This window comes from Pseudonocardia sp. 73-21, assembly GCF_001899645.1.
Taxonomy (GTDB): Bacteria; Actinomycetota; Actinomycetes; order Mycobacteriales; family Pseudonocardiaceae; genus Pseudonocardia.
This window is the reverse complement of sequence record NZ_MKVV01000006.1, coordinates 1,150-12,496: the sequence shown is the minus strand read 5'-3', so window position 1 is coordinate 12,496 and position 11,347 is coordinate 1,150. Positions and strand designations below refer to the sequence as shown.

At 77.1% G+C, this 11,347-nt stretch carries 16 protein-coding genes; 6 read left to right on the top strand and 10 right to left on the bottom strand.

Annotated elements, in window-relative coordinates; all coding sequences use genetic code 11:
- The coding region (locus BGP03_RS00900; protein WP_299735056.1) for an acyltransferase at positions 1–1,108 on the bottom strand (1,108 nt) is incomplete at its 3' end.
- Between the two features lie 128 nt (positions 1,109–1,236).
- Here BGP03_RS00900 and BGP03_RS00895 point away from each other — a divergent pair.
- Entirely contained in the window at positions 1,237–1,767 is a 531-nt protein-coding gene (locus BGP03_RS00895) for a hypothetical protein (protein ID WP_296374248.1), read from the top strand.
- Positions 1,768–1,793: 26 nt separating this feature from the next.
- Here BGP03_RS00895 and BGP03_RS00890 read toward each other — a convergent pair whose 3' ends face one another.
- The 9 genes from BGP03_RS00890 to BGP03_RS00850 form a co-directional block, all read right to left on the bottom strand.
- The gene (locus tag BGP03_RS00890; protein WP_298799592.1) at positions 1,794–2,156 is read right to left on the bottom strand and encodes a hypothetical protein; all 363 of its coding nucleotides are present in this window, start codon (positions 2,154–2,156) and stop codon (positions 1,794–1,796) included.
- The gene (locus tag BGP03_RS00885; RefSeq protein ID WP_298799591.1) at positions 2,153–2,353 is read right to left on the bottom strand and encodes a hypothetical protein; all 201 of its coding nucleotides are present in this window, start codon (positions 2,351–2,353) and stop codon (positions 2,153–2,155) included. Before BGP03_RS00885 ends, BGP03_RS00890 begins: the two co-directional genes overlap by 4 nt.
- A 13-nt stretch (positions 2,354–2,366) precedes the next feature.
- Positions 2,367–3,002: a LiaF domain-containing protein gene (locus BGP03_RS00880; RefSeq protein WP_298799590.1), complete on the bottom strand. Its 636-nt coding sequence runs from the start codon at positions 3,000–3,002 to the stop codon at positions 2,367–2,369.
- 5 nt (positions 3,003–3,007) lie between these two features.
- The gene (locus BGP03_RS00875; protein ID WP_296374239.1) at positions 3,008–3,436 is read right to left on the bottom strand and encodes a PspC domain-containing protein; all 429 of its coding nucleotides are present in this window, start codon (positions 3,434–3,436) and stop codon (positions 3,008–3,010) included.
- 97 nt (positions 3,437–3,533) lie between these two features.
- Entirely contained in the window at positions 3,534–4,334 is an 801-nt protein-coding gene (locus BGP03_RS00870; RefSeq protein ID WP_296374308.1) for a Gmad2 immunoglobulin-like domain-containing protein, read from the bottom strand.
- A gap of 5 nt (positions 4,335–4,339) precedes the next feature.
- A complete protein-coding gene (gene sulP / locus BGP03_RS00865; protein WP_298799589.1) occupies positions 4,340–6,046 on the bottom strand; it encodes a sulfate permease in 1,707 nt (568 codons plus the stop codon).
- A gap of 2 nt (positions 6,047–6,048) precedes the next feature.
- On the bottom strand, positions 6,049–6,375 hold the full coding sequence (locus tag BGP03_RS00860) for a hypothetical protein (protein ID WP_296374236.1): 327 nt from the start codon (positions 6,373–6,375) through the stop codon (positions 6,049–6,051).
- A 16-nt stretch (positions 6,376–6,391) separates the two neighbouring features.
- Positions 6,392–6,955, bottom strand: a complete 564-nt coding sequence (locus tag BGP03_RS00855) for a universal stress protein (RefSeq protein WP_296374234.1) — start codon at positions 6,953–6,955, stop codon at positions 6,392–6,394.
- Positions 6,939–7,331, bottom strand: coding sequence for a proteasome activator (locus BGP03_RS00850; RefSeq protein WP_296374232.1), 393 nt, complete (start codon positions 7,329–7,331; stop codon positions 6,939–6,941). Before BGP03_RS00850 ends, BGP03_RS00855 begins: the two co-directional genes overlap by 17 nt.
- 253 nt (positions 7,332–7,584) lie before the next feature.
- Between BGP03_RS00850 and BGP03_RS00845 the strand changes: the two genes are divergently transcribed.
- From BGP03_RS00845 to BGP03_RS00825, 5 genes are all read left to right on the top strand, one after another.
- A complete protein-coding gene (locus BGP03_RS00845) occupies positions 7,585–8,583 on the top strand; it encodes a zinc-dependent alcohol dehydrogenase family protein (RefSeq protein ID WP_298799588.1) in 999 nt (332 codons plus the stop codon).
- Between the two features lie 58 nt (positions 8,584–8,641).
- The gene (locus BGP03_RS00840) at positions 8,642–8,932 is read left to right on the top strand and encodes a hypothetical protein (protein ID WP_298799587.1); all 291 of its coding nucleotides are present in this window, start codon (positions 8,642–8,644) and stop codon (positions 8,930–8,932) included.
- 135 nt (positions 8,933–9,067) lie between these two features.
- Positions 9,068–9,853: a universal stress protein gene (locus tag BGP03_RS00835; RefSeq protein WP_298799586.1), complete on the top strand. Its 786-nt coding sequence runs from the start codon at positions 9,068–9,070 to the stop codon at positions 9,851–9,853.
- A 119-nt stretch (positions 9,854–9,972) separates the two neighbouring features.
- Positions 9,973–10,500 carry a universal stress protein gene (locus BGP03_RS00830; protein ID WP_298799585.1) on the top strand — a complete coding sequence of 176 codons (528 nt, stop codon included), beginning with the start codon at positions 9,973–9,975 and terminating at the stop codon, positions 10,498–10,500.
- 32 nt (positions 10,501–10,532) lie between these two features.
- Positions 10,533–11,198: a CBS domain-containing protein gene (locus BGP03_RS00825; protein WP_296374306.1), complete on the top strand. Its 666-nt coding sequence runs from the start codon at positions 10,533–10,535 to the stop codon at positions 11,196–11,198.
- The last annotated feature ends 149 nt before the right edge of the window (positions 11,199–11,347 follow it).

Sequence of the window (11,347 nt, the reverse complement as noted above, 5' to 3'; positions counted from 1 at the left end):
ATCGGAGCGGGAGGTGCCCGCCGATCCAGAAGCACACCGCGAGCGAGGCCACCGCCACCAGCGGGGCCTTGACCTCCGCGGGCGCGGGCAGCAGCCGGGCGGCACTCGCCAGCGCCATCAGCACGGGCCCCTGGATCACGAACGCGGTGAAGGCGCCGCGGGCCCACCCGGTGGCCCGTCGCCCGGTCCCGGCCAGCCGGTGTTCGGCGACGCCGACGAACCAGACCGAGCCGGCGACCACCAGCACCCCCTCGACCGTCGCGGTGGCGAGGGCCTGCCAGTGCCACCCGCCGAGGAACGGACCCACGTCGGTGGCCACGTCGCGCACGCCGGCGGCGAGCGCCGCCACCGGCAGTACCACCAGTGCCGCCACCGTCGCCCGCCCGCTCCAGCTGCGTACCCGGTCGGGGACGTGCCGGGCCCAGCCGTGCCGGGCCGCGACCACACCGAGCAGGAACAGCCCGAGGCACTGGGGCCACTGCCACAGGTGCAGGTCGGCGATCTGTCCGCTGCGGGCGGGGAACCACAGCCGGACGACGAACGACGACCCGGCCACGGCGAGGACGGCGATCGCGACGTGGACGCCGGTCAGGGCCCGTCCGGTGCGGGGGAGCGGCCGGAAGGCGATTGCGACCGAGTACAGCAGCAGCACGAGAGCGAACCAGAGCGAGCCGGAGTCCAGCAGCGGCTCGCGGTGGGTCAGCACCCACCAGAGGGAGACGTCCCGCCCGGCCGCGGTGTAGGCGAGCCACACCGACAACGGCCACACCAGCAGCGCCGAGACCAGCCAGGGCAGGCCCAGGCGAAGCACGCGGTCGTGCACGTAGCGGCGGGGACCGTGGTGGGTGACGGCCTGCTCGGTCACCAGGCCCGCGATGAAGAAGAACACCCCGATCACGAACAGCCCGGTCGGGCCCAGGACGGCGACGAGCCCCAGCTCGTCGGCCGGCGTGTAGGTCACCTCGTGGACCTCGTCGTAGGCCCACCCGCCGACCGCGGAGTAGCCCAGCAGCGCGTGCCCGCCGATCACCCACGCGACGAGAAGCGTCCGCAGGTTGTCCAGGTGGGGCAGGCGCGCGGTGTGGCCCCGGTCCTCGTCGGTCGGCACGCGACGAGCGTCGCGCGGCGGGGACCGGTTCCCCAGAGGACAACGCCCCAGGCCACCCGGGTCCTGCGCCCGTGGTCGGCGGTCCGCGGCGGCCGCGAGACTGTCCGTCCACCCGACGGAGGACGGTCATGACCCTCACCGAGAGCCCCACCGGTCGGGGCGCCGTCGTCGCCGCCGTGGTCGGCTCCGCGGTCGTGACGGCCCGCCTGCTGGCGCGCCGCGGCCTGGTCATGCCCCGCGATCGCGTCGGCACCCGGCTCGCGGTGGCCGACGGCACGACCTCGGTCGTGTTCCGGGAGACGGCCGCCACACACCCGCGGCCGCCCGGCGGCGCCGTGCTCGTGGTGCGCTTCCGGCTGCGCTGGATCGGCGACGCCCGGTGGGCCCACGCCGTGTTCCGGCGCGCCTGCCTGGTCAACACGCCCCTGTTCGCGGGCTTCCCCGGGTTCCGGACCAAGCTGTGGCTCATCGACCCCGCGACCGGGGTCTACCGGGGCCTCTACGAGTGGGACGACGTACGCGGCGCCGTCCGGTACGCCGAGCGGCTGCGCCACGTGCTCGCCCTGGTGACCTGCCCCGGCTCGGTGTCCTACGAGGTCGTGGCGGGCAGCACCCGCGAGCCGTACCTGGACGGCGGGCGGCCGGTGCCCACCGGCTGAGCCCCGCCGTCGCCCGAACCCCGCCGTCACCCGGGCCCTGCGGCACCGGACACGGTCTCGACGACGTCGTCGGTGACGAGCAGCCCGTCGCCGAGCAGCGGGGTGAGCTGTCGGACGAGGTCGTCGGCCGACTCCGGGTCGGCCACGATGACGATCATGAACGAGGGGCCGTCCGGGGCCTGCGCCGTGGCGCCGACGCCGTGCATCAGGTGCACCGCTCCGGCCCCTGCGGCGTGGGCCAGCGCGACGACGTCGAGCGCGAGCGCGGGCTCCCCGACGACGACGGTGAGCCGGCGGGCCGCCCGGCGGTGCGCGCCCGGGACGTCGCCGGGCGCGGGACCGCGCGCCACCGCGAGGCGGCGCGGGCGGGCGGGGCCGCCCCCGGTCACGGTGCCGCGTCGGGGGAGTGCCGGTCACGGGAGCCCGCCGCTCCCACCACCCCGGCCAGCACGGTGACGACACCGACCGCGATGAGGATGGCCGGCAGCACCGTCGACCAGCGCAGCGTCAGCAGTCCCAGCTCCTGCAGCAGCAGCGAACCGCCGGCGAGCAGGAAGCCCAGCCCGGCCCCGAGGACCGGGGCCATGTGCTCAGGGTGCTCAGGCGCGCTCATGGGTCACCTCCACGTCACCGGCCCCGACGGCGACCACGAGGTCCACCGGTGCGGGGTCGGGGCTCGTCCAGTCCAGGTCCACGCCCTGCTGGGCCGCCACGCCGTCGACGACGACCGTGCCCATCACGACGGTGCCGTGGACGCGCACCGCCCGGTCGGCGGGCAGCAGCACCACCACGCGCCCGGCGCCGACCTCGACGTCGAGCCGCCCCGTGGCGGGGAACGCGTCCCGGGTCAGGTCGACGGTCACGGTGCCCGCGGACAGCCGCGTGGGCGCGGGCCAGCCGGCGGCCGAGGGCGTGATGGTGCGGTCGCCGACCGGGCCGGCGAACCGGTCCGCCCCGACGCCCACGGCGACGGCGACCAGCAGCAGCACGATGCCCAGCGACACCAGACCGCCGCGTCCCCGCCCGCCGGCCAGGCTCAGCAGCAGGGCCAGCCCGACGACGGCCACGGCCGCGGCCGGGGCGAGACGCCACGGGACGGCGACGCCGAGCCCGTCGAGCAGCCACCCGACCCCGAGGGCGGCCACGAGGAGCCCGAGCACCATCCGGTCCCAGTGCAGCGCCGACGGACGGTGTGCGGGCGGGGCCGGGCGGGTCCCGGTCACCGGCGTGGACATCCCCGTCACCGCCGGGCCGAGATCAGCACGAGGGCACCCGCCGCGACGACGACGAGCGGCCAGAACATGCCGGCACCGAAGCCGGGCAGCCACTCGCGCAGGATCAGCAGGCCCCCGAGGCCGACGAGGGCGGCCCCGACGGCGATCGCGACGGTGTGGCGGCTGGCCGGGGAGGGCGGGCGGTCCGGCTCGGGCCCGTCGGCGTCGGGGATGACGATCCAGGCCAGCAGGTACACGAGCACCCCGAAGCCACCCGACAGCGCCAGCGCCACCGCGGCGATGCGCAGCAGCACGGGGTCGACGTCGAGGTAGCGGGCGATACCGCCGCACACCCCGCCGACCATCCGGTCGCGCCGGCTGCGGCGCAGGCGCCGTACCGGTGCGGGTGGGTGCGGGGGCGGGTCGACGGGGGACTCGATCCTGGGTTCGGTCACGGCTCCTCCTCGGGCGGTGGTGCCGAGCGTGCGCCGGGCAGCCGGCCGGGACCAGGGACGTCCGACCGCCGCCGACCAGGTCGTCCGGACCTTTCCCTCACCCCGCGAACCGGACGCTGACGGCCGTGACGCCCTCCGTCCCGCCGTCGCGGGCGTTCGCCGTGGTGAGGACGACGGCGCCGGACCCGCCCGCCGGGGCGGTGATCGGGAAGGTCCCGGTGAACGGCCGCGGCACGTCCCCGCCGCCCGTGACGGCGCCGGTGGCGAGCGGTGCGGTCACCCCGTCGGCGACGATCCGCACGGCGACGTGGCCCTCGAACGCCACCGCCTCGCCGCGGAGCACCACGGGGGAGGCCAGGACGTCCCCCGCGGCGGGGGTGTCGAGGCGGACGCCGTCCGCGGCGGAGCCGAGCACCCACCACGTGTCGTCCTCGAGCTCGCGCACCAGCACCGTGGTGACGGGGGAGCCGGCCCGGGCCCGGACCTCGATCTCCCCGGAGCGGCTGTCCCCGGCCCGGTAGGGGCCCAGGACCGGGGCGGTGAACCGGCCGAGGCCGACGGCGAACCCGCGGGCGGCCGCGCTGGGGTCCGCGTAGCGGACCGGGCCGCCGGACGGGGGCCAGACGGCGGTGGCGGCGCTCACCGGGACCACCGGGCCGCTCGGCGTCGCCTGCGTCGGCGGTGCCGAGGTCGCGGGGCCCGTGGTGGTCGCAGCGGCGGTGGTCGCAGCGGCGGTGGGCGGTGGGATGGCGGACGGTGGGGCGGCGGGGCCCGCCGGGCCGGGCTGCAGCAGGGCGAGCGCGACCAGCGCGGCCCCGAGCACGGCGACCAGGCCGAGCACCGCCACGAGCAGGCGACGCCGGGGATCCGGGGGGCGTACCTCGGGGGGTTCGATCATGCGGGTCACGGCGAGGGCTCCTTCGGAGTGGTGGGGTGGTCGTCGCGGCGGAAGGCCTCGACCGCGGTCGGGAGGGTGGGTTGGATGAACTGCTCGCCGATCCGCGCGGCCACCCCGCTGCGGCGCAGGTCCTCGTGCAGCTCGTGCTTGACGTGGGCCATCGCGAGCCGCACACCGCGGTGGTCCAGCTCATCGCACAGCGCGAGCAGTGCGTCCACCGCGGTGATGTCGATCTCGAGCACCGCCTCCATGTTGAGCAGCAGCCGCCGGGGTGCGGGTGCGGCCTCGTCGAGGGCGCGCAGCGCGCGGCGGCGGAAGTCCTCGGCGTTGGCGAAGCACAGGGGTGCGTCATAGCGGTACACGACCAGGCCGGGCACGGTCGCGGCGTCGGGGTGGTCGTCGACGTCGTGCATCCCGGCGACCCCGGGCACGAAGCCGAGCACGCCGTCGTGGGGGCGGGAGACCCGGCGCAGCAGGTCGAACACCGAGAGCCCGACGGCCACGAGCACGCCGTAGAGCAGGCCCAGGACGAGCACCGCCATCACCGCGGTCGCGGCGAGGAGGAACTCCGAGCGGCGGAACCGGGCGAAGCGCCGGAACTCCCCGGCGTCCACCAGGCGCAGGGCCGCGTAGACGACCAGTCCGCCGAGGGCGGCCGTCGGGAAGGTGGCCAGCACCGGCCCGCCCACCAGCAGGACGGCGACCACGGTGACGAGCGTCAGCACCGACGACAGCTGGCTGCGGGCGCCCGCCGCGTCGGCGATGACGGTGCGGCTGGCGCTGCTGCTGATCGGGAAACCCTGCAGCGCCCCGGCGGCGAGGTTCGCGGCGCCGAGCGCGAGCAGTTCCTGGTCCGCGTCGAGCGGGTGGCGGTGCCGGGCGGCGAACGCGCGTCCGGTCAGCACGGTGTCGGAGAAGGCGACGACGGCCACGCCGACCGCCGGGAGCAGCAGGGCCGTGACGTCGGCGCCGGAGACGAGGGGCAGCTGTGGGAGCGGCAGTCCCTGCGGTACGGCGCCGACCAGGTGCAGGCCGAGCCCCGCGGGCAGCACGAGGGCGGCGAGGGCCGCGAGGACCACGGCCACGAGCGGTGCGGGGAGCCCGGGCCGCAGACGGTGCGCGACGAGCAGGAACAGCAGCACGGCGGCGGCCATCGCCACGGTGGGCGGGTGGAACCGCCCGAGGCCCGCGACGAACGATGCGACCTGGGCCGGGACGGTGTCGCCGTCGACCGGCACCCCGGTCACCCGCTCCAGCTGCCCGACGATCATGACCAGGGCGATGCCCGCCAGGTAGCCGACCAGCACCGGGCGGGAGAGCAGGTCGGCCAGGAAGCCCAGCCGGGCGACCCGCGCGGCCAGGCAGATGACGCCCACGAGCACGGCGAGCATCGCGGCGAGCGCGGTGTAGCGGCGCGGATCGCCGGCGGCGACCGGGGCGACGACGATCGCGGTCATGATCGCGCTGGTGGACTCGGGCCCCACCGAGAGCTGCCGCGACGACCCCAGCAGCGCGTAGGCCGCCAGCGCGGCGACCGCCGCCCACAACCCCGCGACGGGCGGCATCCCGGCGACGACCGCGTAGGCGAGCACCTGGGGCACGAGGTAGGCGGCGACGGTGAGCCCGGCCATCGCGTCGGCGCGCAGGGCGGGGACGTCGTGCCTGCGCAGTGCCGCCAGGGCCGGGCGCAGTCCGACCCCGACGCCGACCACGGTCAGCTGCTGCCGGTCCGCGAGCGGCCGCGGACCGCGCGTCGCGAGGACAGGGGCCCCGAGAAGACGATCAGCGCACCGAGGACGAAGCCGAAGTCGTACCAGCCGCCGTCGTTGTGGATCTCGTAGATGCCCACGCCGTGGTCGAACAGCGACACGATGAACGTGATCGGCAGGATCACCCCGTGCCACAGGCCGAGCCAGAAGCCCGCGACGCCCGGCCCGGGCCCGACGGCGGCGGTGTCCGGGCCCGCCGCGCACGCGGCGAGCGTCAGGGCGAGGAGGACGAGGACGGCGAGGGCCATGGCCCTGGTGGCGGTGCGGTGCATGGTGGCCCTCCGGGAGTCAGTCGCGCGGGACGAGCAGGACCGGGCAGGGCGCGTGGTGCACGGCGCTGTGGGCGACGAGCCCGAGCCCGCCCCGGCGGTCCGCGCGCCACCCGCCGAGGACGACCAGGTCCGCGTCGAGGTCCTCGCCGAGGAGCTCGTGGGCCCACCGGCGGGCCAGGGTCGTGCTCACGGGAACGTCCGGCGCCTGGTCGGCCACCCGCTGCCGGGCGGCCTGGAGCACCTCCCGGCCGTGGTGCACGGCCTCGGCGAGTCCCACGCTGTGCTCGCCGAACGAGAGGGGGACGGCGTGGGCGATCACGACCTCCGCGCCGACGCCGCGGGCCAGATCCGTGGCCTCGTCGAGCACCGCGAGCTCGGCGGGCAGGTCGCGGACCGCCGCGACCACCCGCGGGCGCCCGGAGCGACGCGGCTCCGGGCGGTCCACCAGCACGACCGCTCCCTCCGGACCGGGCCGGGGTCCCTCGACCTGCCCGGGGTCCTGCAGCACCAGGGTCCGCCGCGACCGCCGGGGCCAGCGGCCGACCGGCCGGGCGGCCGTGGGCTCACCGGTGACGGGCACGGTCCGCCTCCGTCCGGGAGTGTTCGACCTTGGCGTTGTGCACGGCCACGGCGAACTGGACGCCCTCGAACACCCCCTCCAGCCAGCCGACGAGCTGGGCCTGGGCGATGCGCAGGTCGGCGTCGGAGACGGTGGCCCCGGTCCGCAGCGGCGGCGCCAGGTCGTCGAACTCGCTGCGCAGGTCCGGCGGCAGGGTCCGCTCCAGCTCGGCCACGGCGCGCTGGTGGGCCTCCACGAGACGTCGGCGCCCGCGGTCGTCGAGCGGCATGGCGTGGATCTCCTCCAGCGTCTGTCTGATCATGGCGCCGAGCCGGAGGAGCTTGGGCGGGTCGGGGATCGCGGGCAGCGCACCGTCGTCCCGCACCGGGGTGGTCATGATCGCGCCTCCGCGGGGACGAGCACGTCGGCGCCGAATACCGGTCGCACGGGACCGCTCATGGTGCTCCCTCCCGGGCGCCGTGGCGGCGCCGGTGTCGCGGGTCTGGTGCCGATCAGGGTGGCGACCCCGGCCGTCCGCGGACAGGGTCCTCCGGCCGGAACCGGCGGGGTCGGCGGTCCCGACGGGCCGGCCGCGCGACGGGGCCGATGGGCACTGGCGGCCGCCGGGTGCCCGGCGCAGGGTGGGCGGCATGCGTGCGTGGGTGGTGGAGCGTCCGGGGCCGGCCGGTGGGGGTCCGTTGCTGGCGGTGGAGCTGCCGGACCCGCGCCCGGGTCCCGGTGAGGTCCGGATCCGCGTCGACGCCTGCGGGGTCTGCCGCACCGACCTGCATCTGGCCGAGGGCGACCTCGTGCCGCGCCGGCCGCGGACGGTGCCCGGCCACGAGGTCGTCGGCGTCGTCGACGAGCTCGGCGAGGGCACCGACCGGTTCGCTCCCGGCGACCGGATCGGGGTGGCCTGGCTGCGGGGTACGTGCGGTCGCTGCCGGTGGTGCCGGTCGGGCCGCGAGAACCTGTGCTTGTCCGCGACGTTCACCGGCTGGGACGCCGACGGCGGCTACGCCGAGCTGGTCGTCGCCCCGGAGGCCTACGCCTACCGCCTTCCCGACGGCCTGGACGACGTGACGGTCGCCCCGCTGCTGTGCGCGGGCATCGTGGGCTACCGCGCGTTGAAGCGCGCGGAGCTGCCCCCGGGCGGCCGGTTGGGGATCTACGGGTTCGGGGCGTCGGCACACGTCGTCGCGCAGGTGGCGATCGCGCAGGGTGCGGTGGTCCACGTGCTGACCCGCTCGGAACGGGCCCGCGCGCTGGCCCTGGAGCTGGGGGCGGCCTCGGCCGGGCCCGCGGACGCGGCACCGCCCGAGCCGCTGGACTCCGCGGTGCTCTTCGCCCCGGCGGGGGAGCTCGTGCCGGTGGCGATGAGGGCGCTGGACCAGGGCGGCACCCTCGCGGTGGCCGGCATCCACCTTTCCGACGTGCCGCGGCTCGACTACGCCGCCGAGCTGTTCCGGGAGAAGCAGCTGCGCAGCGTCACCGCCAACACCCGCGCCGACGGGGAGGAGTTCCTCCGGCTGGCGGCCGCGCTGCGGGTGCGGCCTGTGGTGTCTGCCCGGCCGCTGGGCGAGGCCGACCGGGCGCTGGCGGACCTGGCCGCGGACCGCGTGACCGGCGCGGCGGTACTCGTGCCCTGAGCAGAGGGGGCCGGGTCGGAAGACCCTGGGCGGCCACCGGCGAGGCGTCGACGATCGGGTGACCGACACCCCGACGAAGGGCGCGATCATGGAGTGGGACAACGCCGACGCCCTGCGGGCGATCGCCTCGCTCTACGGCGACGACGATCCCGAGGTCCTGCAGCGGACCCGGGTGCCGCCCCCGGCGCGCCGGTGCCGTCGGTCCCGCGGGATCGGGACCATCGGCCCACGCCCGGGTGCCGACCGGGCCTGGCCGGGACCGGTGAGCATCCGGATGCTGACGGGACAGGCTGGCTTTCGGGTGAGCAGCCGGCCGGACCACCGGACGACCGACCAGGAGTGGCGATGATCGTGCCGGACCCGCGCGGCCGCGACCGGACGCACAGACCTCCACTCGTAGCTGGGGAGCGGACGAGTGGCGCGAACCGGGGCCGGGTGCACCGCGCAGCGGTGCCCCGGTCCCGGCCCCCGACGGATGCCCGACGTGACCGGTGACGGCCCCCCGGTCGTCGTAGGGGTCGACCCGTCGGACTCGGCGCGCGACGCCGCGTTCTGGGCGGCGGACCTGGCCGCCGCCCGGGGTTGTGGGCTGCTTCTGCTGCACCTCACGCCGAGCCGGAGCGCTTCGGTGCCCGGCTGGCTGCGGGAGATCGCCGACGCCGCCGAGCGGGCCGGCGCCGCCTGGGTCACGGCCGAGGTGGCGTGCGGCACCCCGTTCGACGTGCTGCTCACCCGCTCGCACCGGGCCGCGATGGTCGTGGTGGGGAGCTTCGGGCGCGACGCACCCGTCGGGATGCTGGTCGGGTCGACGGCACCGGGTCTGGCGGCGCGGGCCGGATGCCCGGTCGCGGTGGTGCGCGGGACCGACGAGGGGATGCCGCCGCCGCGCCGCGGGCCGGTGCTGGTGGGCGTGGGCGGCACCCCCGACTCGGATCCGGCGCTGCATCTGGCCGGGGAGCTCGCAGCCGGGCTCGGCGCCGGGCTGGTCGTCGTGCACGCCCGCTCCGACACCGCCGGCGGCCGGGCCGACCTCGGCCTCGAGGAGCAGCTCCAACGCGTCGTGCCCGGCCTGCCGGTCGAGCGACGGATCGTGGCGGACACCGCTCTGCGGGCTCTGCTGGACCTGGCCGGCACCGCGCGCATGGTGGTGGTGGCGCGGCGCGGCCACGTCCCGGCCGCCGGCGTACGGCTGGGCTCGACCACCCGCGGGCTCGTCGAGTTCGCGCCGTGTCCGGTGGTGGTGGCCCCCGGGCCGCGCACCCCGGCATGACGGCCACGCGGGACCACGGACCGCAGGAGCAGGACCGTGGTGCCCGGCCGCGGGCCGGACGAGCGTGGGCACGGCCGGGACGGTTCGTCCCGGGCGGGTACCGGCACTGAGGAGGACGGATGGACGCCGAGGGCATCGGGACGGTCGTGGTCGGGGCGGACGGTTCGCCCGGGTCGCGCGTCGCACTGGAGTACGCGTTCGACGACGCGGCGCGGCGCGGCGCGCGGCTGCGGGTCGTGGCGGCCGCACAGCTGCCCGAGTACTGGGCGACGGCCTACGGCCTGACGGCCCCGCCGCCGGTGGCGGAGATCGTCGAGGGGGTCCGTGCCGCCGTCCAGGCGACGGTCGACGAGGTCGCCGCGGCGCGACCCGTGGCAGCGCGTCGGGTGGAGGTCACGGTCGAGGCGCGCGCCGGAGGGGCCGCCGAGGTCCTCCTCGACGCCGCGGACGGCGCGGACGTCCTGGTGCTCGGCCACCGCGGGCGCGGGGCCCTGCGCAGCGCCGTGCTCGGGTCGGTCGGCCTGCACTGCGCGCTGCACGCGCCGTGTCCGGTGACGATCGTCCGGCCACCGCGGGAGCGGGAGACCGCTGCCGAGCGGGCCGTTGCCGGGCAGGCTGGGCCCCTCGCCGCTGCGGGGACGGCGTGAGCGGGGTGCGGCGCTCGACCGTCGCGGACGTGATGAGCACCCCGGCCGTCGCGGTCGGGCCGGACGCGTCGTTCGCCGAGGTCGCCGCGCTGCTCTACACGGCCGCGGTCCGGGCCGTCCCGGTCCAGGACGGCGACGGGCGGCTGCTGGGGGTGGTGTCGGAGGCCGACCTGCTCGTCACCGCCGAGCGGGGAGCGCCCCAGGAGAGTGGGCACCGGTGGCGGCCGCGGCACATCCGGTACCCCGGGCCGGTCGGGAAGGCCGGAGCGGCGACGGCGGCGGCGCTGATGACCACGCCGGTCCACAGCGTGCGCGCGGACGTCACGGTGGCGGCGGCCGCGCGCACGATGCGGGAGCACCGGCTGAGCTGGATGCCGGTCCTCGACGACGGGGACCGCATCGTCGGGGTGGTCAGCCGGTCGGACCTGCTGACGGTGTTCCTGCGCGACGACGCGGCGATCCGCGACGAGGTCGTGGAGGAGGTGCTCGGCCGGACGCTGCTGGTGGACCCGGCCCGGGTCGCGGTCTCGGTGGCCGAGGGTGTCGTCACCCTGACCGGGGAGCTGGACACCCGGGCCGACACGGTGGCGGCCGTGCAGGCCGTGACGGGTCTGGAGGGGGTGGTCGGGGTGCACGACCGGCTCAGCCACCGCGTCGACGAGCGGCTCGCCGACGCCCGGGTGGCCCCCTTCTACTGAGCGCGCGGGGCAGGGCCGGAGGGCCGCCGTTCCCTGGTCGCACCCGGTGCCGCGGAGTTGTCTTGTCGGAGTCGTCGGAGTCGTCGGAGTCGTCGGAGACGTCGGGTTCCGGGTGACGGGCACCCGGGGCCCCTGGTCGACGGCGAGCT

Coding starts and splice junctions, on each gene's coding strand:
- BGP03_RS00870 (WP_296374308.1), bottom strand. CDS start 4,334: ATGATCGAACCCCCCGAGGTACGCCCCCCGGATCCCCGGCGTCGCCTG.
- BGP03_RS00825 (WP_296374306.1), top strand. CDS start 10,533: ATGAGCACCCCGGCCGTCGCGGTCGGGCCGGACGCGTCGTTCGCCGAG.
- BGP03_RS00845 (WP_298799588.1), top strand. CDS start 7,585: ATGCGTGCGTGGGTGGTGGAGCGTCCGGGGCCGGCCGGTGGGGGTCCG.
- BGP03_RS00860 (WP_296374236.1), bottom strand. CDS start 6,375: ATGCACCGCACCGCCACCAGGGCCATGGCCCTCGCCGTCCTCGTCCTC.
- BGP03_RS00885 (WP_298799591.1), bottom strand. CDS start 2,353: ATGGCCCCGGTCCTCGGGGCCGGGCTGGGCTTCCTGCTCGCCGGCGGT.
- BGP03_RS00880 (WP_298799590.1), bottom strand. CDS start 3,002: ATGTCCACGCCGGTGACCGGGACCCGCCCGGCCCCGCCCGCACACCGT.
- BGP03_RS00830 (WP_298799585.1), top strand. CDS start 9,973: ATGGACGCCGAGGGCATCGGGACGGTCGTGGTCGGGGCGGACGGTTCG.
- BGP03_RS00850 (WP_296374232.1), bottom strand. CDS start 7,331: ATGACCACCCCGGTGCGGGACGACGGTGCGCTGCCCGCGATCCCCGAC.
- BGP03_RS00895 (WP_296374248.1), top strand. CDS start 1,237: ATGACCCTCACCGAGAGCCCCACCGGTCGGGGCGCCGTCGTCGCCGCC.